Raw genomic sequence first — 24,867 nt, 5'->3', positions numbered from 1 at the left:
AGTGACTAAATTTACCGCAAAACTAATAACGATTATAAACGTTGAAGAAGCATTAAAATCTCAAGTGGCAGGAACTGTTCGTGTTAGGGCGTCATATGAAAACAAGGACTTAAAACCTAACCAAACTGTTGCAATACTGAATATTCATGGAACTACAAGCTATCAGGCTTATTTTTTAGATTTAAATACAGATATAACGCAAATTAAAGAAGATCTTGAAAAATTTGGGGCCGTTTTAAATCACGACTCAGAAGAAATTATTAAAAAATATATTGCGAGGATGAATGATGAAGGATGCCAAGGGGATTGATAAACAATGGGTAGTCCTGAATGAATTGGCATCAAAATTATCTATTGGAAGGCCACTTCCTGAGGAAGTATACTCTAAACTCCGGATTTCAAACAATATTCTTACATACTATCTTTTAGATGAACATGCAAATTTTGAAGTATTAAGGGATGCGGAAAAGGAAATTTCAAGGTTACAGGCAATATTATTTGGAATTTGCGATTCAAAAATGGCAAAAGAATACATAGATAAAATGGGTAAAGCATTAAGGGGCGAATTAAATGTTGAATTTCCCTTAAAAACATCTTCATTTAACGTTGAAGTAAAGAGAAAAAAAGACTCAGAAACTATACGGGTTAATATGCCTATTAATATTCATGTAGAAATTTTGGGTGAATTTAGTGAATATACTGGAGTAATTTTTGAGTGGAGTCAGGAAGAAGACGGAAAAGTTCTTATTGAGGGCCCCAAAGATAGAGTAGTTAATGCATTAAAAGATTTTTCGAGTTTATGGAAGTCTTTTTAAAATAATTTTTATTTTTTAAAAAATAATATCTATATATTTAAATTAATAGATATATATGGAAAAAATAAAAAGAAAAATAAAAATTAAATTAATTTGTTTAATGGGTGTACTGCAGCAGGTGTTGTACCTAATTCTTTTGCGGTTTCTGCAATGATCATGTCAGTCATTGCAACTGCAGGGAATGCAAGTTCAGCATTGTCAATAGGGCCGTATAAAACGAAGTCTCCTGAAGCCATTGTCTGAACGATGTTTGCACCAATGTCACATACGTGGTGAACGTCTTTTGCAATTTGTTCTTTTCCTTCTTCCCTTAATCCTTTTCTAAACTCTCTAAGCCAGTCCCATGCTGAAGGTACGTTGTGAATACCGCTACCTACAGCTAAACCGAGTTTTGCTTTAACTGCAAACGATGCTCTAACAGCGTTACCTGCCCCAGCACCCATTGGAGTTACTGCTACGTCGATAAGTGGGTATTTAATACCTGCTTTTTCAGCAAGGTCTAACATACCAACATCTTTTGTTTTACCGCCGTTGTTTAAAACATTTAATTTACCTTCTACTGAAGGATCCATTGGGTCGAAACATAAAACGATTGAAGCTTCAACGTCACTTTCTGCTAAGCTCTGGAACTCTTCTTCGTCAATTGAAACGTTGATTGAGTTGTAAATGCACTGTTTTGCATATCCAGCTTCAGTAGCTCTTTTAGCAGCTGCCATTCTAGCTTTACCGGATGTCGAGTCAAGTAACATTGGACCTTCCCATACTTCGGAAACGAAATCAATGTAGTTAACTAATGCTTCTTCTGTACCACCGAATACTTGCACTAATGCGGAGTTTCCGGTAATATCTTGCATTTCTGCCTGTTTATTAATCAAAGCTTCGGCAGCTTTTTTGTCAAAAATACCTTTTTTTGCATCTTCTACAATTTTGTGTCTTGCGTAGAAAATTGTTCCTGAGAGTGCGGTTGGGTATTCCCCTGGTTGTCCACCGAATTTTGCGCCTGCGAAGTCAATAACCATTTGTTCTTTATCAAATCTAAACATTATTACCACCTCTGTTTAGTATACCTTTATTTTATTAACTCAAATAATGGTAACACATTTCCGAGAACGTATACGAATATAAATCCGATTACGAGTCCGTATGCAATACCTACGTCCCTTCCAGCTTTTTTACCAGTTCTCTGGATTATCTCTGCGTTGGTATTTTCAACGGTGCTTTCAATTTCATCAAGTTTTTCCTGTAATTTTTTGTAGTCTTTTGTAGGTGTGACTACAGTTGGAATTTCAGCCATCTAATCACCCCATCAGGAATTTCAATGCTATTGGGATTCCGATTAATGCTACGGCAAATAGTGCACCGTACATTAAACCAGTAACAGTTTCAGATTGAACACCGGAAGCTAAACCAATATCTCTGGTCATTAAGCCCACTTTGTATTCAAGTTTTTCATTCAAGTTTGTAATTGATTCAATATCTGGTTCTGCGATAGTAGGGATACCTTCAATCATGAGGCCACCTTCTTCTTCGCCAGCAACCTTTTTACCGCCTTCTAATTCGACAACCATTGCATCTTCTTCAAGTGCCCCAGGATCTTTTGAAATGCAGTTTTTAATTGCTTCAGTAATTTTTCCCTTGTCTTCAACATCAATCAAATTGACGCATTCAACAATCTGTTTTTGGAATCTTCCAACAGGCTCTTTTCCTACGTTTTCCATGAATGGAATTGCACCTTTAGCGCCGATGATACCACCATCGTCACCGATTCCGTTTTCATATAATGCTTTTAAGCACTGACCTGTAATATGCCCTTGAACTTCAGATCCTGCAATTATCATAAATCTAATGTTTGGGTTTGAAATGTAGTTTGCAACAACTTTTTCGATTCCTAAGTTTTCTGTGTGGCATGGCCCTGAAATAGCTGCACCTGCGTCAATAGCAGCTTGGTCTAAACCGTGGGAACCTAGTGTAACAACTGCAACACAACTTTCAGGGTTCCCCACTACATATTCACCGTTCGCAACAGGCCATCCTGCTGCAGGGGCTTTTTTATTTGCCATTGTTTGCACCTCCTCCTTAGAGTAATGAGAATACCAATATTGAAAGGAATAAACCTATTGCAATACCTTGGATTTTTCCATTATAATATCCGGAATTGAATTTAGCAACCATTGCAGCTTCATTCATTTTTTCTGAGATAATTCTCATTCTAGCTTCCAATAAAGCCATTTCTGGTGATGTAGGTTTTATTGTAGTTGAATCTTCGCCAGCAACCTTTTTACCGCCTTCTAATTCGACAACCATTGCATCTTCTTCAAGTGCCCCAGGATCTTTTGAAATGCAGTTTTTAATTGCTTCAGTAATTTTTCCCTTGTCTTCAACATCAATCAAATTGACGCATTCAACAATCTGTTTTTGGAATCTTCCAACAGGCTCTTTTCCTACGTTTTCCATGAATGGAATTGCACCTTTAGCGCCGATGATACCACCATCGTCACCGATTCCGTTTTCATATAATGCTTTTAAGCACTGACCTGTAATATGCCCTTGAACTTCAGATCCTGCAATTATCATAAATCTAATGTTTGGGTTTGAAATGTAGTTTGCAACAACTTTTTCGATTCCTAAGTTTTCTGTGTGGCATGGCCCTGAAATAGCTGCACCTGCGTCAATAGCAGCTTGGTCTAAACCGTGGGAACCTAGTGTAACAACTGCAACACAACTTTCAGGGTTCCCCACTACATATTCACCGTTCGCAACAGGCCATCCTGCTGCAGGGGCTTTTTTATTTGCCATTGTTTGCACCTCCTATTAGATTACAACCCTATTAAGCTTAAATTCATTTTAATAGTCAATATTGTTACGAGAACAAGAATTGACATAGTTACCCAGAAACCAAAGAACATTCCTTGAAATAGACCTCCAGTTTTATAGGTCCCATCTCTTCCTTTGTATGATTTCATTGGCGCATTTCTAGGGTCAAGTGAATTTTCCAATGCTTTTGCAAAGTATGCTAATTTGTTAATTTGTTCTTCAACAGGGTGTAAATCTACAACGAGAATGTCTTTTCTCATTTCAGCTATTAAACCTGAATCAATGTCCATTACAACGTGGATTTCAGGACATACTTTGACTATCTCCATTTTACCACCTTACTCCTTCTTAGGTAATTCTGGTACGTACTTAACTTCGCAAGCATCAGCAAGAGACATGCTTACAAATGAACCATAAGTGTATATCCAGAATACTGCAGCTACTAATATTGAAACAATGTCTAATTTTGCAATTGAGAATACTAACCATGCCATTAATCCGCAAGCTGTAGCAAGAGTTATTGTTCTCTTGTGACTTTCATTTGGACCGATACATGCGTTAAATGGGTGTAAAATTGACATACCTGCTGCAATAAATGCTAATGCAATAATTCCATTGTTAATTGCACCATTGATAATTAAATCTGCTGAAAATCCGCCTGCAAATGCAGTACAGAACCCCAAAATTGCTAAAGCTCCCATTAATGAAAGTTTCGTCATACTTGAAACAATAATTGGAACTTTCATTCCTACGGGGTTTTGAGTTAATTTACCTACAATAAATCCAACTATAATTGCAACGACTGCAGCAATAATTGGCGTAGCTAAAACTAAATCAAAAGGCAATGCAACTGAACCAGCTAATACTGATGGTATTAAAACTCCTGCTAAAGCTGAAATTGTACCCATTCCTAAACTTACCATTCCTATTGATGGAACACCAGTACCTAATCCGTATGCGGCTACTCTTCTTGTAGTATTTGCGCCTGCAACACATGCTCCTGCTGCTAATAATCCTCCTAAGAGCATAGCGAGTGATGGAACAAAGTGTGCAATGTACATTCCAATGAGTGATAATACAGCACCAATCACTAAAACTTGGTTTTCAGGGAAAAGTTCTGCTGCGTGTCCTCCGCCACCATGTGACATAATTACACCTCGATATTTTTTGAAAGTTACAGACTTAAAGTCCCATAGCCATTCCGATTAATACAGCTCCTGTAATCAAGGATGAAACAAATGAAGCAATAACTCCGTTTGGCATTTTCTTAAATTTAGGGTCGTGGAATCCTTCGATTGTACCACCAATATTGTAGGACGCTAAAACAGCGTTCATAAAGAAGAATCCAACTGCTAAAACACCAGCAACGGGCGCAGTAAATCCTAACTGTTGGAGTGCAATGTATGCAAGAGCACCACCGATACCACCGAGTGCTGCACCAACTGTACCGCTAACAAAACATACTGTTGGAATTCCGTGTCCGGTAGTACCTGGCGTAATATACGGTTTTTGAATATCTCCTGTAATTGGGTCTTTTTCACACTTATCTGCTGCAGGGACGATACCAATACCGTATACGTAGATAATTTGCCCGATTAACATCGTAAGACCTAACATTATCATCGCACCAACTGCTCCAGAGAGCATGATTAATGCCAAGTGAACTGGGTCAGCTAATGAAACTCCCGCTTGTGAAGCCATTGTAGCCGCAGCTAAAAGTCCTGTAAATCCAGCACCTGCTGCTAACTGTGTTGTACCTGTACCTACCCCTGTTGATGTAGCCATTGCAGCTGGAGCACCACCTACTGGAACGAAGTGAACGCTTGCATTAATAATGGCACCTGCAATGGTTATTTCCGCAAGAGGTAATATAAAGCTTGTAGCATCCATAATATCACCAATCTTCCTTATTTTATTAATTTCTGTATGGTCCGTACTTGTTTCTAGCAAATACCTCTATTTTTCTGTTGAGGATCATTGCAGCGACCACCACTAAGAGACCTACTACAAGTGCGATTGATGTTTTTGTTACTAAGTCTCCACCAATAATGTTACCTACGATGCTTCTCCATCCATCGAGGAAGATGATTAAACCAAAGCATAATCCGGTAAGTGGACCACCAAGTCTTGAACAGAAGTATGATGAGTCTAAACCGTTTCTAATTCCGTATTCTGCATAAATATCGATGTCACCCTGATTAGCAACAGGAATGCCCCCACCAAATGCGTATTTTTGGTATTCTCTTTCAGCACCATAATGAACGTCACCTGTTGATGAACCAATCGCACCTACGGTAATACCGAAAATTAACGCTACTAATGGCAATGGGAATGGGTTTCCTAAAGCAGTTACTGCTAAGTAAGCTGCAAGAACCATCGTGAAAACAGCGATAAATCCATGACCTACAATTGGGCCAATATGTGATGTAAGAACATCCATGTAAACAGGCTGCCCGAATTTTTGGGACTGACCTACAGTTCTTCCTAAAAATGCACTAACTGAATAAGCTCCGTGAACGATTGCAGCGACACCTGAACCAATGATTAATGCTAAAACAGCGTTTAATCCGGCGTTAATAAGTGCCCAAGCAACTGAACCTGCAACTGCAACATACAAACCGTACGATACAGGCTCTCCAGAAATTGCTTTGTTGAAGTATCTGTGAATATTGCCCATTTGGGGACCTAATTGAACCTGAGAGTTAGGGTTTGACTGTGAACCTACATCAGATTCCAAGTCTTCAGCACAACCTGAAACAGTTGCTGCTGCCCCAGCAAGGGCTAATGCCCCCAGAGAAATCAATGTTGGATCCATTATTTCACCTCACAATATACGGGAATGTTAGCTATGACTTCTAGTGGCTTTAAAGCCTAGAACGTTATCTATGCCGTTAGCTAATCAGTTAATATCTTGTTATACTATATATATTACTTTGCATTCGTTTTTTTAAAAAACAAAGCCTAATTTTCCTTTAATTTAATTAAAGTATATTTTAATTAGCAATATTGTTAATGATTCCGAAACAATATATAATAGGTATAAAAAAAGGAAGCCAAAAGGCCTCCTTAAATATTCATAGGATTATTTTGCAGGTAAGATAACGTCTCTTTCTCCTGCAGCGTCGAATTCTCTTAATGCTCCTCTTGCAAATTCTTTTCTTGGTTTTGAAAAGTCAAATACAAGCATTGGGTCAGCGAATGCAACTTTAATTAATGCACTCATTGCAAATGCATCTCCTCTTGCTGAGTGAGCAGCTTGTGCAATACCTGCGTATTCTCCCTGGTGACCTACGTTCATTGCGTAGTTAGGGTAGTTAGGCCCCCTTAATTCAAGAGGTGCAGATTCGTCGTTTCTGATTGCGAGTGAGTTTGAAGCACCACATTGGTCCTGCAAGTCGTAACCATAGAATCCAAGTCTACTGTGGTATTCTTTGTGTAATATTTGTGATAAGTACCAGCCGTTTACACCAGCGTTTGAGTTACCTGTTGCCATACATACACCGATACCGGATGCAGCAGCAGCAACTGCAGCTCTCTGTGATCCACCAAAGTGGTCTTCTAATAATGCGGGGTATTCATCGTACTGTTCTAATGAGTAGAGTGTAACTTCACTTGCAATGTCTTCTACTACGTCCATTGTAGCTTTAGTTCCCATTCTACCGTATTTTTTCTCTACGTAGTCAAGTGCATAGTATGAGAAATCGTCCAAGATATCGTCGGTGTATGCTGCTGTAGCGTATTGTGTGAAACCTACGCCACCAGACATGTATGCACCAAGCCATATTTGGTCATATAATGCAGCACCAGCTGCTACTACTTCTAATGACTGCTCAACTGGGTCGTCTGAAACTCTTGTAGTTTGTACAACGTCTGAAAGGATACCGAACTGGATTCCCCCTGGCTCGTTTGGACCTCTTGCTCTTCTTCCAGGTAAAGCGTTACCCATCTGAATTACGTCAGCGTGTTTTGAAGCATATGAGAAGTCAGCTGTTGCAGCTTCTCCTGCACAAAGTTTGTATGCGGTAATGAATGACATTCCAATCTGCATTGCAGACCATCTTGAGATTGTACCGCCGTCACATACTCTACCTACGAGTGATGGTACCCTTGATACTTGGTATGTTTTTTTACCGATAGCTTTTTTCAAAGCTTCAGCTTGTTCTGCTGGGAACAATTTGTTAATGTCAATTAAGAATCTACTGTCTAATTCCGCAGCTAATTCATCGTCACCAGTGAAGATTCTAGCGTATGAATCCCATGCAAGGGAAGGGTGAACTTCAACCATGTGTTCTTGAACAACTGCACCACCTGAAAGTGCGTGGTTAATTGTGTGCATGTATTCGTTGATTGTTTCAGGAGTTACTTCTACACCCAATCTTTTTTCTAAAACTGAGTGAGCAGTGTCCATACCTACAACAACTGTTCTTCTGATATCGTCCCATAACTGTTGGATAGCAGCGTTGTTCATGAAGTGTAAGTCGTCACCTTCACAGTATGAGTCAGTTCCTGACAATTTGTAAGGCATTAACTTTCTCTGTCCTAAAGGAACACCAATATCAGGGTTGTAAAGTGGAACTCCCTGTCTTTTTTCAGCTAAAACTTTTTCGTTAGCTGCAACAAATTCTCTTTTCCTAGCAGATTGTTCCCAACCGCCGTAGGTATAGAATTTTGTGTATTTTTCCTTTGGATCTTCTTCGAATTTTTCCTTTAATGCTTTCAAGAATAATCTTTTTTCAGCTTCCATAAGTTCACCTCAATGGCTTAAGAGGTTTTTTTTAATTTAAGAATTAATTATAATCCTTTGAATATTTCGTTTGTAGGGATGTATCCACCAAGAGTTCTTGCTCTGTGGATTCTCTTTACAACTTCAATAACTTCAGGGTCTGTTCTCATTGCGATACCATCTTTTCTGTAGATGGTTGTGATTTCTCTTAATTTTGCTTCAGGCATTGGTTCTCCAACGTCAACTGGCTGGTCGAGTGGCTTTCCAACCTGGTCTTTTACATACATTACGTGTCCGGTTTTTTCGTCGAACACACATCTTTGTAATGCGTCAAACATCATTCCGTTTTCATCTAATCTTAAGGAGTGGCCGTGTACAGTTGCACCTCTTACTCCTGATGTTGCAGGGTCAAAGAGTTCGGTATCCATAAGCAAGTTTTTGGAGAATTCTTCAAGGTCACTTTCTCTACATTCAACAACTTGTCTTCCTGAGAGCGTACCTGCATCTACTCCCCTTAATCTGATCATGTACAATCTTGACCTGTCGTATGGTTGAGCAGGAGCAAAATACATTGAGTCAGCAAACTGGATGTATCTAACCCTGTGTCCTTCCTTAGCACCGTTTAATGGCTCTACTAAGTCTCTTACGTAGTCAGCTGGCATGTCCATTTCTTCTAATGGTGGGTGAACTGTTTTGTAGTCTTCACCAGGCTGCCTGTGTCCCATGATTTTTACAACGTCTTCATCTGGGATTTCTCTTAATTTTTCCAATTCGTAGTTTGGATTTAAGTGATTTCGTCTGTTTTCAGCAACTTTTGTTGCTCCAGGGTAGAACTGAGGCTTATATGCCATAAGATCACCTTAACCTAAATGTTTTTTTATGCTTTCTATGATTTCATCAATCTTTTTTTGTGGGGAAGATTCCCCCCTTACTACGCCTGTAATAATTTCGACAATAGTGCCCTCAGTTTTAGGTTCTAAAGGCATTACGTCTAGGGTCTTAATTCCAATTTTTGCAAAGTCTTCCATGTCCACTGGAGACTGACAAACTATAATTGTAGGAATGGTCACGTACTTTAAGAATAACCTAGCTTTATAGATTATATGACTTTTTACGTTTCCAAAGTGAATTACACATAATTTATGTCGATTAACTTGTCGTGCTTCATCAGGTTTAAGCCCAAAAGTTGAGCCTAAACTTCCCTGTGGAGCATCTGAAGGAATTCCCCCTCCTGCATCCAATACTAGAACGCTGGTTTGAATTCCTGCTTCCCTTATTCCATAGGTAATTTCGCATACGGGTTTTGTAATATGCCTTCTCCCAGGCGACATTGCAACAACGACCACGTCGTTACGAAGTCCTTCTGCAAAAGTCCCCCTTTGAGCAAGTCCACCTCCTTCACCAAGACCCATAACAGCTCTACAGTCAACAATCTGTTCTTTTCTACCTACGGGCATAAAATCACATTATTCTGTCGAATTTTCACTTTTTGGAATCATTTTTACGGAATTTTGAAACTTACTTCTTGGATCAGTTGCACTTAATAATTTGGGGTCGATATTTTCAACCGCAGATTCCCCGTATTTTATAAAGTCTGATACTGTAGGAGTATCCCTTAAGAATTTACCCTTTGTTAACCGGTATCCAAATGGGAAAAGTTCTTTACAAAGTTCATCGATTTTTTCAATTTCGCTTTCATCCTTTAGTAAAACCCATAATCTTCCAACCTGAAGATTGAGTTCTACCGGAACTCCTTTAACAGTAATTTCCTTTTTTTCAGAATGATTTACCGGAGACCCTTTAGCAGGACCGTATCCTACTTTTTTAGGGAGTGATTCTCCATGTATTACTACTCTTTCAACAGTGCTAAATGAATAAGCACTATTTAGGAAGTTTTCAGTTGTTTCTGCTTTTAAATACCTATGTGGGAAGACTTCAAGTTCGATCATAGATTACTACCTTATAATTTATCTTTAATGTTTAATGCTCTTTCAATTACGTATTTCATCGGTTCCCTAAACTCGTCAAATGCTGAGTATACGGCACCAACTAATGCTGAAGTGTGTTCAGGTGAGAACATCTGCGTACCTGCATCTGCACACATTGCTGCACATACTGGAGGAATTGCAAATCCTTTGGAGTGTCTGGTTACAACGTGGTTTCCGTTAAAGATACCAGGTCCACCGCCACCGTAGATTGAGTGTGAGAAGAATGAGAATCCTACTGCAGTACCCATTGATCTACCGTAGTCAACACCCGGCAAACCAGTTTCGTACTCTAAAATGTCGTTATAGTACAGAATAACTGAAGCGATGTTTTGTGCAGCTCTTGCCGCACCACAGCTTACTGCTGCTGCTGCAACTAAACCTGCTGCTGCGTAAGCGTTCCACTTGTTTACATCAGCTGGCTTGTACATGTTAAATCCTGAGCCCATTGTTTTATCAACAACGATTACGCCGTCAGCAAGTGCTCTTTCAACAACTGACTGTACAACTGTACCAACAGTTCCTTTTCCATTTGCTTTAATGAATTCAATTACTAAGTTGTCAGCGTTTAATCCTTGGTAAGCTAAACCAAGTAAGTGCTGTCTTTCGAATGACCCGATTGCGTCACCCATTTCAAAAGTTGCAGTTTGTTCCATAACTGATGAGAATGCAATAGCGTTCATCATGTTTTTCTTGGTAGTAGCAACTGCATGGTTAACTGGAATGTTTCTTAAAGCGTAACCTAAACCTTCTAAGTTTGAAGGTGCACCTAAGAGTGAAGCGATGTTACCTCCAGCGTAGTCCATAACTTGCGGGTAGTTACCCATGATTGAAGCGTGAACTGTTGAACCTTCAAACATGTCTACGTTGAATGTTTTGATGATTGCTTCTTTCAATGCCATTGCGGTTGCAAGCATTGATACTGAGTATTCTGCCGCTACTTCTAACCTTTCGGATGGAACCTGCACGGCCATTTGTTTTCCGCCGTTAATCAATTTGATTGCGGTATCGTCATCTTTGGATACTTTCAAGATTTTTTCTACTTCATCAGCAATTGCTTGAGCATTGCTAACAACGGATAAATCTAGGGTTCTACCTGGAACTTTACAGCCTTTTCCACCGATGCTACCGGTAGCCAGAGTATTTTCAATACCTGCTAAGTTGACAGCAACGGTTCTTTTAATGTTCTTTAACATGCTTTTGATGGTAGGGTTGTATAATGGGCTAATAGCTTCCAATGGTACATTTTCTGCTACTAGGTTTCCTTTCGCATCGTACAAACTTATTTTGTCTTCATACTTTACCATAGGAACCACTCCTATTTTTTTGATATATACATCATAACATTATTAAAGGAAGATATATTCAAGTTTTCATTAAAATCAAATAGAAAAATATATATAGTCTCTATCGGGGATTAAGTTTTGGATTAGGTTAATTATATCTTATCATGCTACGTAATACTAGATAAATTTGTAATTAGCATGACAAAAACTAATATTGGAATTCTATTTTTAATGAATTACTACTTACTACTATTTTTATAAAAGTAAATAAGATGGTAATATGAACCAAAAGCTTGGATTTATTAATATTGATGAGGAATTTAATTTTGAAAATAACTCGTTTGACAATAATGGTGGTAAATCACAGCTGTTAATCGACTTAAAAGGAGAACCTGGAAAAAATTGTGGGGGATTTTGTAAATTTTGTTATTTTAGAAAAGTTAATTTTAATAATCCTGAACCCCTAGGGTGTAAACAATGTACATTTCAAATAGGGTGCGACTACTGTATAAATTCCATTCGTGAAATAAATGGCTCATTTATTCCTTTGCCATTTGCACTTGAACAGGTTCAAAGTTCGCTAATGTTTCAAAAATATGAAAAAGTAAACATAACAAGTGGCGGAGATACAAGTTATTACCCTTATCTTGAAGACCTTTGCAAAATAATAAATCAAATGGGTTTAAAAATTCATTTAGGATATACCTCAGGCAAGGGATTTAAAAACTTAAATCAAGTTAAAAATCTTGTTAATTTTGGAGTTAATGAAGTCACATTTTCTGTTTTTTCAACAGATCCAAATATTAGAAAAGAATGGATGAGTGACAAGAATCCCGAAATTTCTCTTGAATGTTTAAAGTATTTTTGTAATACTTGTGAAACACACTGTGCAATAATTGTTGTTCCAGGTATAAATGATGGCGAAAACCTAAAAAATACAATAAAAGACCTCACTTCATGGGGGGCAAATGCTGTAATACTAATGAGATTTGCAAATAAAGTTGAAAATGGCCTTATACTTGAAAATGAACCATTAATTGAGGAAATAAATGTTTCAAGCGTTGAAAGGTTTGGGAAACTCGTAAAAGAAATGCATGAGCTCTTTGGTGAAAAAATAAGAATTTCAGGAACGCCCGTTTATGATCCTTTAACAAATACTCCATTTGCAATTTACTATGAAAAAAGTATCTTGAACGATTTAAGGAAGAAAATAAGGGCAAAAGCAACAATTATCACGGGAAAGGTTTCATATTGGTATCTATCAAAAATATTTAACGGGACTCCCGTAACAGTAATTTCAGTAAATAAGGATATATCTGACTTAATTACTAAAAAAGATTTAGAAACTATCGATTTATCTAAATTGACAGATACCGTATTTTACCCTGAAAATGCACTCGTTCACGAACGAGATGCGGAAGAAATTTTAACAAAAGATGGTGTTAAACGGTTTGTTTTAAGGGGAATTGATAAATTAACAATGGATGGGGAAGTTTCAGGAGTATTTACAAAAGAAGAAGCAGTTAATTTTGAAATTAATGCATTTACAGAATTAATTGAAAAAATAAATTTTTTTGGAAATCCCATCTAATTTTAATTTTTTTTTATAAAATATCAATTTATAAATTTAAATTAATAAATTAATTTACTCAAAAAAGAAAATGCCGAGGGGGGGACTTGAACCCCCGACCTCTCGGTTTCCCAGGACCCAAGGGGAATTACCCCTTAGGAATTTCCGTATGAGCCGAGCGCTATAACCAGCCTAAGCCACCTCGGCAATGCTTGTTTTATTAAGCATCTTTAACTAAGTAAATCAAATATATATACCTTTCGTAGAAACATTTATATACTGAAATGCAGAACTAAACTATGCTTTATGATATTAAGGTTATTTTAAATCATGGAGCGAGGGTTGCCAAGCCTGGTTAAAGGCGCTAGATTGAGGGTCTAGTCTCGTAGGAGTTCGAGGGTTCAAATCCCTTCCCTCGCATATTTTTTCAAATCTAAAACTTTTACGAATTTTAATTTGGGATGCAACACTTTTTAAAGGGCTGCGTTTGAATCCCTTCCTTCGCATATTTTTCAAAACTAACTTTTTTAAAAAGTTATATCCGTACATCTAAATTTTTAATTATTTTTTGGTGTTAATATATATAAAAAGTCGATAGATATTTTTATTAATAATTACTAAAGGGATAAAATGGAAGAGATAGTAGTCTGTATCACAGGTGCAAGTGGCGTTATATATGCAAAAAGGCTTTTAGAAGAATTAAACGGAAAATCGATTAAAACAACATTGATTATATCAAATTCAGCAAAAAAAATAATTAAACACGAGCTTAGAATAGAACTTGACGAATTTAAGAAACTTTCAGATAATTACTATGAAAATGATAATTTTTTTTCTCCCGTTGCATCAGGTTCACATAAATTTAGCTCTGTAATTGTAGTTCCATGTTCAATGAAAACACTTTCTTCAATTGCTAATGGGTATGGGGATAACTTAATTGGTAGAGTCTCTGATATCGCACTAAAAGAAAGGAGAAAACTATTAATTGTTCCAAGGGAAATGCCCTTTAGTACAATCCATCTTGAAAACATGGTAAAACTATCAAAATTAGGGGTCTCTGTAATTCCGCCAGCTCCTGGATTTTATAATGATCCAAAAACAGTTGAAGATATGGTAAATTTTGTTGTTGGCCGGATACTTGATAATTTGGGTGTTGAAAATAACATATTTAAGAGATGGGGAGAATAATTATCTGCTAATAATTTGGTGAAAACATGCTTGATAAGTTAGGGCAAAACCTGTCTGAAGCACTGAATAAGATAAAAAATGCTACGTTTGTCGATAAAAAACTCGTAAAAGAAGTAATTAAGGATATTCAAAAAGCTTTAATCCAGTCTGACGTTAATGTAAAGTTAGTATTCAACATGAGTAAAGAAATTGAGAGAAAGGCAATAGAAGAAGCTCCTCCAAAAGGATTTTCTAAAAAAGAACATATTATAAAAATTGTTTATGATGAACTTGTAAAATTACTTGGGGAAAATCCTCAAAAGCTTGAACTTGACCCTTCAAAAAAGTCAGTAATATTACTTGTTGGAATTCAAGGAAGTGGTAAAACAACAAGTTCAGCAAAACTTGCAAGGTACATTCAGAAAAAAGGAATGAAACCTGCTTTAATTGCAGCGGATATTTACAGGCCGGCAGCATACCAACAGTTAAAACAGTTATCCGAGAAAATAAATGTTCCTCTTTTTGGTGATGAAACAAAAACAAAAACTCCAGTAGAAATTGTAAAGGAAGGCATTGAAAAATTAAAAAAATCCGATGTTTTGATTATAGATACAGCTGGAAGACACAAAGAAGAAGAAAGTCTTTTAGAAGAAATGAAGCAGATGAAAGAAATTACAAATCCAAATGAAATAATCCTTGTAATTGATGGTACCTTAGGCCAACAGGCTAAAAATCAGGCAAAAGCATTCAAAGACGCAGTTTCAGAAATTGGTAGTATATTGGTTACAAAACTTGATGGTTCTGCAAAAGGCGGCGGTGCATTAAGTGCTGTTGCAGAAATCAATGCACCTATTAAATTTATTGGAACTGGTGAAGGTGTTGATAACTTAGAAACATTTGACCCAAAAAAATTTATTTCAAGGCTTCTTGGAATGGGGGATTTAGATTCCCTTTTAGAGAAAACTGAAGATGTAATGGACGAATCAACGGAAGAAAGTATCGATTCAATATTGAAAGGAAAATTTACCCTAGTGGAACTTTATGCACAACTTGAAACAATTTCAAAAATGGGTCCTATGAAGCAGATAATGGGAATGATTCCGGGGTTTGGCGGAAATATGCCAAAAGAAGCTGCACAACTTACGGAACAGAAATTGAAACGATATAAAATTATGATGGACTCGATGACGATGGAAGAAAAAGAAAATCCTGAGTTAATCAAGACATCTAGGCTTCAAAGAATTGCAAAGGGCGCAGGTGTAAAACAAGATGAGATAAAAGACCTCTTAAAGTATTACGCAACAACTAAAAACGCATTTGGTAATTTAAAAAGAGGAAAAATGCCGAAAATGGGCGGTAAAATGGGCCAAATAATGAGGCAATTAATGTATAAGGAGTAAAAATATATTAAAGGTTTAATCCAGTAATTTGGATACCTGCTCCTTTTAATTTGTATTTTATATTTAATTGGATTAATAATGGCGTAATCTGCTCAATAAATTTTGAAATTTCTAATTTTCCAGCATCTATCCCCCTTATACCAGGAATTTCGTTTGCAAGGGAAATAACTGTTTTTTTAGCCTCAACATCATTTCCAGCAATTAATACATCACAGTTTACCTCACAGTCTAAATCTTCAAGACATTTTGAACAAATGTTTTGGAATCCACTTACTACTTTTGATTCTGGAAGTATTTCTTGAATTAATTCCGCAACTGAGCCTTGAGGGCAGGTAATAACTCTTGTTGGTTTATCTCCAATCGCAGTTGCAAGCGGGACACCTATAGAAACAACTATTTTTCCCTTTAATTCTTCTTTTAATTCTTTTAATGTAGATATGGTGTATTCAAATGGGAGTGATACAATAACGACATCAGCTAACTTTGAAGCCTCGCTGTTTGTCAGTCCCTTAATAGTTGTAGATATTTTTTTTTCTGAAAGTATTTTTAAAGCATTTTCCGAAGCTTCAACTGCTTTTTCAGCCTTTCTTGACCCTATTAATATTTCATGGTTTTTTGAAAACCTAAGTGCAAGACCAAAGCCTTGGTCGCCAGTTCCACCAAGTATCGCAATTTTCATAAATTCACCTTTTTTATATTAATAATCGATTAATTCATTAGAGATATTCATTTATATAATAATTTATAAATTATTGATTCTTAAAAAATGTTCTTTTATGATTTCCCTTCCCTTTACTGCATCACGTATACTTTTAGATTCAAATGATAGTACCTTATCGTATTTTATTTCTTGGAGTTTTAAGATAACGCTTGAAAAGTCGATATTTCCTGCCCCAATCAATGCATGTTCATCTTCTATTCCTAAATTATCATGGATATGGGCATGTACAATTCCTCTTCCCATTTTATTTAACTCGCCTACAAATTCAGCCGGATTTCCAGCAGTATTTGCATGGCCTATATCGAATGTAATTCCAAGGTACTTTGAATCAATGTCTTTTATAATGTCACTCAATGATTCAATAGTAACCCCTAAAACACCGTGATAATTAGGCATATTTTCTAAACCTATCATTATTTCGTAGTTTTCTGCCATTTCAACGATTTCATTTAGTGATGAAAAATTGTTATCTAAAATATCTTTTTTGTAATCCGACCAAAGTGGGGGTAGATACCCAGGGTGAATCGTGACAACATTAGCATCGAGCTCAAATGCACCTTCAATAGATTCGATAACGCTGTTTACAGTTAAATTTCTTACTTCCCTATTCATTGAAGCAGGATTTAAATCTGAAAAAGACGAATGAATGACTAAATCTACGTCATACTGTTCTTTTAAAGCCCTTAAATATTTGATATTTTTTGGGTTTAACTGATGACTTCCTTCAGAAACGATTTCCCAACATTCAAAAGAGTTTTCTGCAACTTTCTCCATTGATGATTGAAGAGTTTCTGGTAAAAATACTAGAGATGATATTCCAAACTTCATGAGAATCTCCCCGCTTTAGCTATTAATATAATAAAAACATTTAATGTATTTAATAATATTTTTATTCTGGTGGTAGTTTGAATTTAAATGTCCCGATTTCAAAAGAAGACGTTAAAAAGTTAAAAGTAGGGGATATCGTTTATTTAACCGGTAACCTCTGTACTGGAAGAGATGAAGCTCACTTGATAACTATTGAAGAAAAAAAAGCACCAATAAACCTTGAAAATGGCGTAATTTACCATGCCGGCCCGATAATGAAGCAAGAAAATGGTATTTGGAAATGCGTTGCAATTGGGCCTACAACCTCTGCAAGAATGAACAATATCGAAGAAGACTTTATAAAAATTACAAATATTTCTGCAATAGTTGGAAAAGGAGGAATGAATAAAGAGTTATTGAGAACTTTTAAGGAGTTAGGGGTAGTTTATCTTGCAGCTCCAGGTGGCTGTGCAGCACTTTTGGCAAATTGTATAAAAGAAGTAAAAAATGTTTACCATCTAGACTTAGGAATGCCTGAAGCATTTTGGGAACTAAAAGTTGAAAATTTTGGTCCACTAATTGTTGCAATGGATTCACACGAAAATAGCCTTTATTTTGAAGTCGAAAAAAAGGTTCAGGAAAATTTAGATTCATTAAAGCGGAAGCTCTAACCTTTTAGTTTTTTAAACTTATTTTTTAAATATTAATTTAGATTTATAACTTTAAATAATTTATAAATCTAAATTAATAAATAAATTTTTATAAAAATAAAAAAAGAGATTTCAAATTCCAATTATTTAATTGGAACGAACATTGAACCTCTTGTAGCACCCATACCTGGGGAACCGTGCTGTACAATTCCTCTAGTTGGTGCCATTTCACCTAAGAATCTTCCAAGGGTTTCTTCAACTAATTTTATTTCTTTAAACTGCTTACCTGTGTAAATACTGATTGTTAGGCCTATCATTTCAGGAGTTATTACAAAGTCCCTACAATGTGTCCTTATAACTCTAGGCTCTTTGCCTCTGTTTACCAATCTTCTTGCTTTTTTAATTTTCATAACCAATTTTCTTTGGTTAGGGGTAATTCCTCTTGACATCGTTCTTCTCTGTCTTGCAGGAACGATTTCAATGAATTTTTTAATGGGCATTTCTTGGAGTTCGGGTAAAGTAAAGCCTTTGTATTTAAATTCTACTCTTCTTCTTGGGGCTGTACTTTGTTGTCCTTTTTTAGACTTTCCTTTTCCGCCTTTGCCACTAAATTTTTGTCTGGCCATGTTTTCACCTTATTAAATTTTAGGAAGGGGCTTAAATTAATTATTTCCTACCGGTTCTTCTTGAGGCAATATGCCCTACTTTTCTACCTGGGGAAGTATTTCTTGAAACGCTTGATGGTTTTCCTAGGTGCTGGTGTCTACCTCCACCGTAAGGGTGATCTACTGCGTTCATTGCAACACCCCTTACCTTTGGCCATGCAACAGCTTTAGCACTTAATGAATGGTGTTTTTTACCTGCTTTAACGAATGGTTTTTCTTTTCTTCCACCGCCTGCAACAACACCAATTGTTGCTCTACATGCAGGATTTAGTACTTTTGCGTAGCCTGAAGGCAATTTAACGATAGTTTTTCCGATATCATGCGCTACAACGTGTGCGTAGCACCCACCAGCTCTTACTAACTTACCGCCGTCTCCAGGGATTGTTTCAATATTGTATACTGGGATACCTTCTGGAATTTCTCCAAGTGGTAAAACGTTTCCAGGTTTTATTTCAGCGCTTATACCGCATTCAATCTGCTCGCCAACTGAAATTCCTTCTGGAATTAATACTAATCTTTCTTCTCCATTAGCAAATCTTACTTTTGCTACTGGTGCAGATCGTCCAGGATCATGAAGTACATCAATAACGGTTCCAAGAACTTTTCCGACTTTTTCCATTTCGTCGTAACTTCTGTACTTAACTTCACCTTTCCTTTTGTGGGACGGGGATCTGTATTTTGGAGTACCTCTCCCTCTATTCTGGGAAATTAGTCTTTTACCCATTATATCACCATATTACTCAATAGTGTTTTCTTAAATTAATTAATAGATTCCTAAGCTTGCAGCTACTTCTCCAGCGTTGTATTCGTCTTTTAATTTTATGTATGCTTTTTTCTGTCCTTTTGGAGTAATGTTCGTGTTTACTTCAGCAACTTCAGCATTGAATAACTGTTTAATTGCTTCTTTAATATCTTCTTTTGTAGCTTTTCTTTCAACGTAAAATACCAATCGATTTTCTTCTTCAATGAGTTTCATTGTTTTTTCACTAACGATTGGTGTTTTTATAACATCAAAGGCATCCATGCCATTCACCTCAGATTAATCTTAAAATCTTTCCTTTAATTTTTCAATGGCATTTTCAGTCCAGAGTGTTAGTCTTCCAGCCATTGTTCCGGGTGCAATGTGTATTGCGCTTAAATCATTAGCCGTAATTACATCAACACCTGCAAGGTTTCTTGATGCAGCAACTGCGTCACATGCATCGCCTACAACAACCAAGACACTTCTTGGTTTTTTGTATTTTCTTCCTCTTAATTTTGCTCTTCCAGCTTTAATTTTAATGCCGTCTTTAGCTCTTTCTAAGTCAGCTTCTAATTTTAAAGCTTTAAATACACTTAAAACTTCTTTTGTTTTTACAAGGCTCTCAAATTCAGCATTTACAACTAAAGGTAATGAAGGAACTCCTTCGATTTTGTGTCCTCTTGCTGCAACAATTTCTGAATTTGCCGAAGCTGCAATAGCACTTGCTAAAGCTTTTAATCTTTCTTTTCTGTTTATTCTTTCGAATAATATTTTTTCAACTTTTGGAGGGTGAGCTCGTCTACCGCCAACAGCTTGAGGTACAAATGCACCTGCACCTTGTGCGGTTCTTCTTACTCTTGCCTTACCGTGTCCCTTTCCGATTGATTTTGCTGAAGTTCTGTAACCAGCTAATGGGTCGGAACCTTTTGGTTGCAATCGTGCAGTTAATGATGAAATTACTGCTCTTTTAATTACATCTGGCCGGTATTCTGTTTCAAATACGCTAGGTAATTCAATTGCCCCTTTTTCAGAACCATCTAAATTGTAAACCTTAACATTCATAAGTTACACCTGCTCGTGTTTTTGAGTAATTAGTTTCCTTGTTTGGACTCTTTGCTGATGTAAGTAACTTCCGGTAATCCGAATTTATCTTCAGCAGGTCTTACAGCTCCTCTTAAAACTACTAATCTTTTTGCAGGGCCTTGAACAGTTCCCTTAACTACAACGTAACCGTTTTTAACAGCACCGTAGTTTAAGAATCCTCCTTTAGGTGTAATTTCAGCACCTTCGCTGCCTAATTTTAAGATTCTCTTATTGTATTCGGTTCTCTGGTGGAAACCCATTTGACCCGCTAATGGAACAGTCCACATAACTCTTTTTGGTCTCCATGGCCCGATTGAACCGGTCTGTCTACCTACACCTTTTCTTTGGTGCTTTCCAAACTGTATTTTTACGCCCCATCTTTTAACTGGGCCTTGGAATCCTTTACCTTTGGTAACTGCCAAAGTGTCGATAAATTCTCCAGTTTCAAATACATCATTGATTGAGAGCGTTTTGCCTAAAATATCTTTAGCGTAAGCTAATTTTTCAGCGACTGAGGAACCGCCAACTCTAATTTCAACAACTTCAGGTTTTTTCTTAGGGATTCCTGTAGTTTTAGGATTAGTGTGTACGATTACTCTTAAATCAACCGTTTTTTCTAAAACAGCATCTAATGATTCTACTGTTTTTATTTCTTCCTTTTTTGTAACGGTTAACTTTCTTCCTAATTCTTTGTCCTGTTGCTTTGCCCAAACTTCAGTTAAAGCTTTTAAGCCTTTTGTCGTTTTTCCGTATGCCCTAATACCTGCAACAGTAATTTCAGGTGTTTCCAATACGGTTACTGGGGAAAATACTTCCTGCCCATTGTTTGGGCTTTTAGGGTTGTTTTCTACTAATAAAGCATGGGTAGTACCTGCTTTGTATACTGGAAATGCCTGAAGTCCTACTTTTTTATCAGCAGGCCATGATCTGATTTTAGGAACTAATTTCTTAGCTCTTTTCCTTGGGCTAAATGCTAGAGAACCTCTACGAGGTCTATTTTTTTTCATACCCATAGTATAACCTCCTTTGATAGTTAACTAGTACCCCTTGTGTTTTATTTTTGTGTAGAACTAGTCGTTTTTAGAGTAGTTGTTAATCTTTTAAAAACAAGCAACCTATTAATGGCGTTCCGCCTTTTCAGGTCTTCCATATAGTTGCCTACATACATTAATCATTACAATATATATAGTTAACCCTAATTAAATTCAATCACTATATATCTTAAAAAAGAGATATTTATTGGTATAAAATATAATTTTAACGATAAAATGGTGATTGAATGGAAAACATGAGCTTTATGATAGAATATTTTGAAAAAAAGAACGAAAAAAGGGAAAAAATTTTAAAAATTTCAAGAGATATTGTTAAGGATTCTTCAATAATTATTCGAAAAATTCAGAAACGTGAACAAGTCAGTTTTTTTGAACTTGAAGATAAACTTTTAGGTATTTCAAATTTATGTTTGGATCATCCCGAATTTATCAAATATCTACAAGCTCCAGAACAGGAATACGTTGAAGCCAAGGTTTATTATCACTTAGTTTTTGAAAATCGGTTTTTAAATTACTCTAACTTTAAAAATGTTTCAATAGAGAATTATATATTGGGACTTTGTGATGTTATTGGGGAACTTAGGAGAAAAATACTCGAATCAATTAAAGAAGACGACTTTAAAAATGCAGAGTGTTATTTTTTCCACATGGAAAATATTTATGATTTTACAATGAAATTTGACTATTATAATTTAATAGACGGACTAAGAAGAAAACAAGACGTTTCAAGAAGTATACTGGAAAAAACTCACGGGGATTTAATAAGCTTTACAGAAAATTTAAAGCTTAGAACAGAACTATCTAAATTTAAACCTTAATTTATTTTTTAATAATTTTTAAGTATAACATTTAGATATACAAATTAATATTTTTAAAATAAAAAGTAGGGCAGCGGGGATTCGAACCCCGGGCCACTCGGTTATCAGCCGAGCACTCTAACCAGGCTGAGCCACTGCCCTATACTGCAACTTATTCGAGGAAACCTTAGAATGATTTTATCTGAATTTCCAATGCCTTTCAAAGCAAAATGAAATAAGGTGTTTTAATATTTAAACTTTTTGGTAAAATGTTTAAATGCAATACAAACTAATTGATTATATATGCCCCTTAAATACATATTTTAATTATAAACCGCTAAGGGGGAATATAATGGCATTATTCGGTTTAAAAGAAAATCACGCAGCAATTTTAGCATACCTTTTAGGATTCCTATCTGGAATTATAGTTTTACTACTGGAAACAGAGTAAATTTGTTAAATTTCATGCAATGCAATCCATTATATGCTTTGGTTTAATTTTTGCGTTAAGTCTAGTTTTTGGATATATTCCTTATATTGGGGGAATTTTGGGAATGTTATTAAGTCTAATTTCATTGGCATTATGGATAGTTGGAATAATAAAATCATACCAAGGTGAAAAATATAAATTCCCAATTATTGGCGACATTGCTGAAAAATACCTGTAATAAATGTCCACATATTTTTATATGTTTTTAAATTTTAATCCATATTAGAATTTTTTTTGCTATGTTTTGGAGTATAGGTGCATACCTTGGATTTATATATTAGTGATACAATATTATAATACATATTTTGTTAGTAAAAATATTAAAAAGGGGAAAAGATGACATCGTTAGGTCTTGAAGAAAATCACGAAGCAGTTTTAGCATACCTTTTAGGATTTGTTTCAGGCGGTATCTTGTTAGTTATCGAAAAAGAGAGTTCTTTTGTTAAATTTCATGCAATGCAGTCGATAATAGTTTCAGCAGCAATATTTGTTTTAAGTATTGTTCTTGCATTTATTCCAATTATAGGATGGTTACTCGGTTTACTATTAATGCCTGCAAGCTTAATAATCTGGTTTTTCTGTATGTTTAAGGCTTACAAAGGGGAAATGTATAAATTACCCGTAATTGGCGATATGGCAGAAAAATATATGTAATTATTTTTCATTTTTTTACTTTTTTTAGAGTTTAAATTCTTTTAGGGCTTCAGGAATTTTTTTTATAATTTCGTATATCTTTGTATCGGGTTTTGGATTTACAATTTCGCCCAATTTACGATTTAATTTACACCCCAATATCGATGCTTCCTCTATTTTAAATCCACATGCAATTAATGACGTAGTAATTCCTGTTAGCGTATCTCCAGTTCCCCCGATGCATTCCATTGCTTCAAACTTTGGATTTGCCACATGGTCAATGATTTTTCCGCACTGTACAATATAGTCTTTTTCCCCTTTTACAACCATATTGTCGGGCATTTTTTGAAAATACGCCATTTCAATTAGTTTTGGAACGTCTAAATCATCTATTTTAGATATAAATCCTCTAACGTACGCAGGATGTGATGACTTATCATCTGCTAAAAATGCAAGTTCGCCTACATCTGGAAAAAACATTCGAAATTTATCCCCAATACCTGCAGCCTTTCCAGCATACATCCCTCCTGCATCGCCGATAACGGTTTTGGAAAAATCTACGTTTAAAATTTCTGAAATTTTTGGTTTTATATAATGAATAATTGTTATTTCTTCCGTAATTTCATTTAAATCCCGATAAATTTTTAAACTACCCTCACCTTCCCCCACATCTCCCGCAGTTAAAAAAATTAGCTCTTTTTCCATTCCAAAATATTCCAATGTTTTAAATGCTGCCCCAACGAGGGCTCCACTGCCCATTGTAATTGGAAATTCTTTATTTTTAACAAATATCTTATTTTTTTCAATATGTACTTGGCCTTTAACAAGTTCCATACCTTTTATGGGCATTGCTCCTGCAACCATCATATTATTCACCGCTAAATATTTTTTTAGCCTCTTCAAATGCTTTATTTAATGTATAGGCACATAAAGTGTACCCTAAAGCTTTTGGAGTTTCATTTTCATTAATTTCTAAAATGTTTCTACCAATCAACTGTAAATTAAGATAAGGAACATCAGGACAGCCCCCTCCAGAAATGTTTACTATCTTTCCGGTACCATCTATTGTTATTTTCATATTTCCAGATCTTACCATTGTAAATCCTTGGATTTCTTTTACTTTAACGATATCTAAAGGTTCCATTAACTGCCCATCAAGTGAAATAAATTTTAATGGAACTAATTTATTTTTTTTAAGTTCCCTTTTTATTCCTGTTTCTTCTAAAACTTCGTATTCCACTGCAAGGTCACAACCTTCCCGTATTTCATGCGGAGGAGCAACTACTTTTGCAGAATAGTTTTTTAAAATTTTTTCAGCCTTCATTGCATCCCTTACGCTTTTAAATATTATTAATCCTTTTCCTACTTTAAATTCTTTTTTAGGTTCCAAAACCGACTTTAACTTATTAAAAAATGAGGACATATTTTCACCAAAGTAAAAAAGTGCTGATAAAAAAATAGTATATC

Annotated in this window: 30 protein-coding genes, 3 tRNA genes and 1 pseudogene; 10 read left to right on the top strand and 24 right to left on the bottom strand. The window is 35.9% G+C overall.

Annotation, left to right across the window (positions count from 1 at the left end):
- Position 1 precedes the first annotated feature (1 nt).
- Together MEVAN_RS04505 and MEVAN_RS04500 are read left to right on the top strand one after the other, a co-directional pair.
- A complete protein-coding gene (locus MEVAN_RS04505) occupies positions 2 to 310 on the top strand; it encodes a DUF749 domain-containing protein (protein WP_011972688.1) in 309 nt (102 codons plus the stop codon).
- Positions 285 to 815 carry a DUF2096 family protein gene (locus MEVAN_RS04500; RefSeq protein ID WP_011972687.1) on the top strand — a complete coding sequence of 177 codons (531 nt, stop codon included), beginning with the start codon at positions 285 to 287 and terminating at the stop codon, positions 813 to 815. Before MEVAN_RS04505 ends, MEVAN_RS04500 begins: the two co-directional genes overlap by 26 nt.
- 83 nt (positions 816 to 898) lie before the next feature.
- Here MEVAN_RS04500 and mtrH read toward each other — a convergent pair whose 3' ends face one another.
- From mtrH to mcrB, 13 genes are all read right to left on the bottom strand, one after another.
- Positions 899 to 1,858: a tetrahydromethanopterin S-methyltransferase subunit H gene (gene mtrH / locus MEVAN_RS04495; protein WP_011972686.1), complete on the bottom strand. Its 960-nt coding sequence runs from the start codon at positions 1,856 to 1,858 to the stop codon at positions 899 to 901.
- Between the two features lie 26 nt (positions 1,859 to 1,884).
- On the bottom strand, positions 1,885 to 2,109 hold the full coding sequence (gene mtrG, locus MEVAN_RS04490) for a tetrahydromethanopterin S-methyltransferase subunit MtrG (RefSeq protein ID WP_011972685.1): 225 nt from the start codon (positions 2,107 to 2,109) through the stop codon (positions 1,885 to 1,887).
- Between the two features lie 4 nt (positions 2,110 to 2,113).
- A complete protein-coding gene (gene mtrA / locus MEVAN_RS04485; protein ID WP_011972684.1) occupies positions 2,114 to 2,875 on the bottom strand; it encodes a tetrahydromethanopterin S-methyltransferase subunit A in 762 nt (253 codons plus the stop codon).
- 16 nt (positions 2,876 to 2,891) lie between these two features.
- Positions 2,892 to 3,611 (bottom strand): tetrahydromethanopterin S-methyltransferase subunit A, encoded by a 720-nt coding sequence (gene mtrA / locus MEVAN_RS04480; RefSeq protein ID WP_011972683.1) that lies wholly within the window; start codon positions 3,609 to 3,611, stop codon positions 2,892 to 2,894.
- A 20-nt stretch (positions 3,612 to 3,631) separates the two neighbouring features.
- Positions 3,632 to 3,958 carry a tetrahydromethanopterin S-methyltransferase subunit B gene (locus MEVAN_RS04475; protein WP_011972682.1) on the bottom strand — a complete coding sequence of 109 codons (327 nt, stop codon included), beginning with the start codon at positions 3,956 to 3,958 and terminating at the stop codon, positions 3,632 to 3,634.
- Between the two features lie 9 nt (positions 3,959 to 3,967).
- Complete coding sequence (gene mtrC / locus MEVAN_RS04470; protein WP_011972681.1) at positions 3,968 to 4,777, bottom strand: tetrahydromethanopterin S-methyltransferase subunit MtrC; 810 nt, start codon at positions 4,775 to 4,777, stop codon at positions 3,968 to 3,970.
- 34 nt (positions 4,778 to 4,811) lie between these two features.
- Positions 4,812 to 5,519 carry a tetrahydromethanopterin S-methyltransferase subunit D gene (gene mtrD / locus MEVAN_RS04465; protein ID WP_011972680.1) on the bottom strand — a complete coding sequence of 236 codons (708 nt, stop codon included), beginning with the start codon at positions 5,517 to 5,519 and terminating at the stop codon, positions 4,812 to 4,814.
- Positions 5,520 to 5,544: 25 nt separating this feature from the next.
- Complete coding sequence (gene mtrE / locus MEVAN_RS04460) at positions 5,545 to 6,444, bottom strand: tetrahydromethanopterin S-methyltransferase subunit E (protein WP_011972679.1); 900 nt, start codon at positions 6,442 to 6,444, stop codon at positions 5,545 to 5,547.
- A 267-nt stretch (positions 6,445 to 6,711) separates the two neighbouring features.
- Entirely contained in the window at positions 6,712 to 8,373 is a 1,662-nt protein-coding gene (gene mcrA / locus MEVAN_RS04455) for a coenzyme-B sulfoethylthiotransferase subunit alpha (protein WP_011972678.1), read from the bottom strand.
- 47 nt (positions 8,374 to 8,420) lie between these two features.
- A complete protein-coding gene (gene mcrG / locus MEVAN_RS04450; protein ID WP_011972677.1) occupies positions 8,421 to 9,203 on the bottom strand; it encodes a coenzyme-B sulfoethylthiotransferase subunit gamma in 783 nt (260 codons plus the stop codon).
- 9 nt (positions 9,204 to 9,212) lie between these two features.
- Positions 9,213 to 9,809: a methyl-coenzyme M reductase I operon protein C gene (gene mcrC, locus MEVAN_RS04445; protein ID WP_011972676.1), complete on the bottom strand. Its 597-nt coding sequence runs from the start codon at positions 9,807 to 9,809 to the stop codon at positions 9,213 to 9,215.
- A gap of 9 nt (positions 9,810 to 9,818) precedes the next feature.
- Positions 9,819 to 10,301 (bottom strand): methyl-coenzyme M reductase operon protein D, encoded by a 483-nt coding sequence (mcrD, locus tag MEVAN_RS04440; RefSeq protein WP_011972675.1) that lies wholly within the window; start codon positions 10,299 to 10,301, stop codon positions 9,819 to 9,821.
- 11 nt (positions 10,302 to 10,312) lie between these two features.
- Positions 10,313 to 11,644 carry a coenzyme-B sulfoethylthiotransferase subunit beta gene (mcrB, locus tag MEVAN_RS04435; protein ID WP_011972674.1) on the bottom strand — a complete coding sequence of 444 codons (1,332 nt, stop codon included), beginning with the start codon at positions 11,642 to 11,644 and terminating at the stop codon, positions 10,313 to 10,315.
- 259 nt (positions 11,645 to 11,903) lie between these two features.
- Between mcrB and mmp10 the strand changes: the two genes are divergently transcribed.
- A complete protein-coding gene (gene mmp10 / locus MEVAN_RS04430) occupies positions 11,904 to 13,214 on the top strand; it encodes a methyl coenzyme M reductase-arginine methyltransferase Mmp10 (protein ID WP_011972673.1) in 1,311 nt (436 codons plus the stop codon).
- A gap of 71 nt (positions 13,215 to 13,285) precedes the next feature.
- Here mmp10 and MEVAN_RS04425 read toward each other — a convergent pair.
- Positions 13,286 to 13,400: transfer RNA gene (locus MEVAN_RS04425), tRNA-Met, on the bottom strand.
- A 128-nt stretch (positions 13,401 to 13,528) separates the two neighbouring features.
- On the opposite strand from MEVAN_RS04425, the gene MEVAN_RS04420 reads away from it, so the two are divergent.
- From MEVAN_RS04420 to MEVAN_RS04410, 3 genes are all read left to right on the top strand, one after another.
- Positions 13,529 to 13,613, top strand: a tRNA-Leu gene (locus MEVAN_RS04420).
- A 210-nt stretch (positions 13,614 to 13,823) separates the two neighbouring features.
- Positions 13,824 to 14,381, top strand: a complete 558-nt coding sequence (locus tag MEVAN_RS04415; RefSeq protein WP_011972672.1) for a UbiX family flavin prenyltransferase — start codon at positions 13,824 to 13,826, stop codon at positions 14,379 to 14,381.
- A gap of 26 nt (positions 14,382 to 14,407) precedes the next feature.
- A complete protein-coding gene (locus tag MEVAN_RS04410) occupies positions 14,408 to 15,760 on the top strand; it encodes a signal recognition particle protein Srp54 (RefSeq protein ID WP_011972671.1) in 1,353 nt (450 codons plus the stop codon).
- A 7-nt stretch (positions 15,761 to 15,767) separates the two neighbouring features.
- Here MEVAN_RS04410 and npdG read toward each other — a convergent pair whose 3' ends face one another.
- Positions 15,768 to 16,439, bottom strand: a complete 672-nt coding sequence (npdG, locus tag MEVAN_RS04405; RefSeq protein WP_011972670.1) for an NADPH-dependent F420 reductase — start codon at positions 16,437 to 16,439, stop codon at positions 15,768 to 15,770.
- Between the two features lie 63 nt (positions 16,440 to 16,502).
- Positions 16,503 to 17,309: a sugar phosphate isomerase/epimerase family protein gene (locus MEVAN_RS04400; RefSeq protein WP_011972669.1), complete on the bottom strand. Its 807-nt coding sequence runs from the start codon at positions 17,307 to 17,309 to the stop codon at positions 16,503 to 16,505.
- A 77-nt stretch (positions 17,310 to 17,386) separates the two neighbouring features.
- Between MEVAN_RS04400 and MEVAN_RS04395 the strand changes: the two genes are divergently transcribed.
- A complete protein-coding gene (locus tag MEVAN_RS04395; RefSeq protein ID WP_011972668.1) occupies positions 17,387 to 17,959 on the top strand; it encodes a FumA C-terminus/TtdB family hydratase beta subunit in 573 nt (190 codons plus the stop codon).
- Between the two features lie 122 nt (positions 17,960 to 18,081).
- Here the strand turns inward: MEVAN_RS04395 and MEVAN_RS04390 are convergent, their stop codons facing one another.
- From MEVAN_RS04390 to MEVAN_RS04370, 5 genes are read right to left on the bottom strand one after another with little or no spacing between them, the layout of a single operon-like run.
- The gene (locus MEVAN_RS04390) at positions 18,082 to 18,564 is read right to left on the bottom strand and encodes a 30S ribosomal protein S19 (RefSeq protein WP_011972667.1); all 483 of its coding nucleotides are present in this window, start codon (positions 18,562 to 18,564) and stop codon (positions 18,082 to 18,084) included.
- A 40-nt stretch (positions 18,565 to 18,604) separates the two neighbouring features.
- Positions 18,605 to 19,327: a 50S ribosomal protein L2 gene (locus MEVAN_RS04385; protein ID WP_011972666.1), complete on the bottom strand. Its 723-nt coding sequence runs from the start codon at positions 19,325 to 19,327 to the stop codon at positions 18,605 to 18,607.
- Between the two features lie 39 nt (positions 19,328 to 19,366).
- Positions 19,367 to 19,627: a 50S ribosomal protein L23 gene (locus MEVAN_RS04380; protein WP_011972665.1), complete on the bottom strand. Its 261-nt coding sequence runs from the start codon at positions 19,625 to 19,627 to the stop codon at positions 19,367 to 19,369.
- Between the two features lie 21 nt (positions 19,628 to 19,648).
- Positions 19,649 to 20,407, bottom strand: a complete 759-nt coding sequence (rpl4p, locus tag MEVAN_RS04375; RefSeq protein WP_011972664.1) for a 50S ribosomal protein L4 — start codon at positions 20,405 to 20,407, stop codon at positions 19,649 to 19,651.
- Between the two features lie 29 nt (positions 20,408 to 20,436).
- Positions 20,437 to 21,441 carry a 50S ribosomal protein L3 gene (locus tag MEVAN_RS04370; protein ID WP_011972663.1) on the bottom strand — a complete coding sequence of 335 codons (1,005 nt, stop codon included), beginning with the start codon at positions 21,439 to 21,441 and terminating at the stop codon, positions 20,437 to 20,439.
- A gap of 266 nt (positions 21,442 to 21,707) precedes the next feature.
- On the opposite strand from MEVAN_RS04370, the gene MEVAN_RS04365 reads away from it, so the two are divergent.
- Entirely contained in the window at positions 21,708 to 22,298 is a 591-nt protein-coding gene (locus MEVAN_RS04365; RefSeq protein ID WP_011972662.1) for a translin family protein, read from the top strand.
- Positions 22,299 to 22,364: 66 nt separating this feature from the next.
- Here MEVAN_RS04365 and MEVAN_RS04360 read toward each other — a convergent pair.
- Positions 22,365 to 22,439 (bottom strand) — tRNA-Ile (locus tag MEVAN_RS04360).
- Between the two features lie 190 nt (positions 22,440 to 22,629).
- On the opposite strand from MEVAN_RS04360, the pseudogene MEVAN_RS09110 reads away from it, so the two are divergent.
- A pseudogene (locus MEVAN_RS09110) lies at positions 22,630 to 22,945 on the top strand (DUF4870 domain-containing protein).
- Positions 22,946 to 23,103: 158 nt separating this feature from the next.
- Positions 23,104 to 23,421: a DUF4870 domain-containing protein gene (locus MEVAN_RS04350; protein ID WP_011972661.1), complete on the top strand. Its 318-nt coding sequence runs from the start codon at positions 23,104 to 23,106 to the stop codon at positions 23,419 to 23,421.
- Positions 23,422 to 23,445: 24 nt separating this feature from the next.
- Here the strand turns inward: MEVAN_RS04350 and MEVAN_RS04345 are convergent, their stop codons facing one another.
- The gene (locus MEVAN_RS04345) at positions 23,446 to 24,267 is read right to left on the bottom strand and encodes an NAD(P)H-hydrate dehydratase (protein ID WP_048059153.1); all 822 of its coding nucleotides are present in this window, start codon (positions 24,265 to 24,267) and stop codon (positions 23,446 to 23,448) included.
- A gap of 1 nt (position 24,268) precedes the next feature.
- Positions 24,269 to 24,823: a DUF3343 domain-containing protein gene (locus MEVAN_RS04340; protein ID WP_011972659.1), complete on the bottom strand. Its 555-nt coding sequence runs from the start codon at positions 24,821 to 24,823 to the stop codon at positions 24,269 to 24,271.
- Positions 24,824 to 24,867 lie beyond the last annotated feature (44 nt).

This window comes from Methanococcus vannielii SB, from assembly GCF_000017165.1.
Classification (GTDB): Archaea; AGJL01; Methanococci; order Methanococcales; family Methanococcaceae; genus Methanococcus; species Methanococcus vannielii.
The sequence above is the reverse complement of the archived record's forward strand: the minus strand, read 5'-3'. Positions and strand labels throughout refer to the sequence as shown.

Excerpts from the sequence above, each read along its gene's own strand:
- mcrC (WP_011972676.1), bottom strand. The coding sequence starts at position 9,809 with ATGCCCGTAGGTAGAAAAGAACAGATTGTTGACTGTAGAGCTGTTATG.
- mtrD (WP_011972680.1), bottom strand. The coding sequence starts at position 5,519 with ATGGATGCTACAAGCTTTATATTACCTCTTGCGGAAATAACCATTGCA.
- mcrD (WP_011972675.1), bottom strand. The coding sequence starts at position 10,301 with ATGATCGAACTTGAAGTCTTCCCACATAGGTATTTAAAAGCAGAAACA.
- MEVAN_RS04390 (WP_011972667.1), bottom strand. The coding sequence starts at position 18,564 with ATGGCCAGACAAAAATTTAGTGGCAAAGGCGGAAAAGGAAAGTCTAAA.
- MEVAN_RS04350 (WP_011972661.1), top strand. The coding sequence starts at position 23,104 with ATGACATCGTTAGGTCTTGAAGAAAATCACGAAGCAGTTTTAGCATAC.
- mcrA (WP_011972678.1), bottom strand. The coding sequence starts at position 8,373 with ATGGAAGCTGAAAAAAGATTATTCTTGAAAGCATTAAAGGAAAAATTC.
- rpl4p (WP_011972664.1), bottom strand. The coding sequence starts at position 20,407 with ATGAATGTTAAGGTTTACAATTTAGATGGTTCTGAAAAAGGGGCAATT.
- mtrE (WP_011972679.1), bottom strand. The coding sequence starts at position 6,444 with ATGGATCCAACATTGATTTCTCTGGGGGCATTAGCCCTTGCTGGGGCA.
- MEVAN_RS04475 (WP_011972682.1), bottom strand. The coding sequence starts at position 3,958 with ATGGAGATAGTCAAAGTATGTCCTGAAATCCACGTTGTAATGGACATT.
- MEVAN_RS04340 (WP_011972659.1), bottom strand. The coding sequence starts at position 24,823 with ATGTCCTCATTTTTTAATAAGTTAAAGTCGGTTTTGGAACCTAAAAAA.
- mcrG (WP_011972677.1), bottom strand. The coding sequence starts at position 9,203 with ATGGCATATAAGCCTCAGTTCTACCCTGGAGCAACAAAAGTTGCTGAA.
- mtrA (WP_011972683.1), bottom strand. The coding sequence starts at position 3,611 with ATGGCAAATAAAAAAGCCCCTGCAGCAGGATGGCCTGTTGCGAACGGT.
- MEVAN_RS04500 (WP_011972687.1), top strand. The coding sequence starts at position 285 with ATGATGAAGGATGCCAAGGGGATTGATAAACAATGGGTAGTCCTGAAT.
- MEVAN_RS04365 (WP_011972662.1), top strand. The coding sequence starts at position 21,708 with ATGGAAAACATGAGCTTTATGATAGAATATTTTGAAAAAAAGAACGAA.
- MEVAN_RS04385 (WP_011972666.1), bottom strand. The coding sequence starts at position 19,327 with ATGGGTAAAAGACTAATTTCCCAGAATAGAGGGAGAGGTACTCCAAAA.
- npdG (WP_011972670.1), bottom strand. The coding sequence starts at position 16,439 with ATGAAAATTGCGATACTTGGTGGAACTGGCGACCAAGGCTTTGGTCTT.
- mtrG (WP_011972685.1), bottom strand. The coding sequence starts at position 2,109 with ATGGCTGAAATTCCAACTGTAGTCACACCTACAAAAGACTACAAAAAA.
- MEVAN_RS04415 (WP_011972672.1), top strand. The coding sequence starts at position 13,824 with ATGGAAGAGATAGTAGTCTGTATCACAGGTGCAAGTGGCGTTATATAT.
- MEVAN_RS04400 (WP_011972669.1), bottom strand. The coding sequence starts at position 17,309 with ATGAAGTTTGGAATATCATCTCTAGTATTTTTACCAGAAACTCTTCAA.
- MEVAN_RS04380 (WP_011972665.1), bottom strand. The coding sequence starts at position 19,627 with ATGGATGCCTTTGATGTTATAAAAACACCAATCGTTAGTGAAAAAACA.
- mcrB (WP_011972674.1), bottom strand. The coding sequence starts at position 11,644 with ATGGTAAAGTATGAAGACAAAATAAGTTTGTACGATGCGAAAGGAAAC.
- MEVAN_RS04410 (WP_011972671.1), top strand. The coding sequence starts at position 14,408 with ATGCTTGATAAGTTAGGGCAAAACCTGTCTGAAGCACTGAATAAGATA.
- mtrA (WP_011972684.1), bottom strand. The coding sequence starts at position 2,875 with ATGGCAAATAAAAAAGCCCCTGCAGCAGGATGGCCTGTTGCGAACGGT.
- mtrC (WP_011972681.1), bottom strand. The coding sequence starts at position 4,777 with ATGTCACATGGTGGCGGAGGACACGCAGCAGAACTTTTCCCTGAAAAC.
- MEVAN_RS04345 (WP_048059153.1), bottom strand. The coding sequence starts at position 24,267 with ATGATGGTTGCAGGAGCAATGCCCATAAAAGGTATGGAACTTGTTAAA.
- MEVAN_RS04370 (WP_011972663.1), bottom strand. The coding sequence starts at position 21,441 with ATGGGTATGAAAAAAAATAGACCTCGTAGAGGTTCTCTAGCATTTAGC.
- mtrH (WP_011972686.1), bottom strand. The coding sequence starts at position 1,858 with ATGTTTAGATTTGATAAAGAACAAATGGTTATTGACTTCGCAGGCGCA.
- mmp10 (WP_011972673.1), top strand. The coding sequence starts at position 11,904 with ATGAACCAAAAGCTTGGATTTATTAATATTGATGAGGAATTTAATTTT.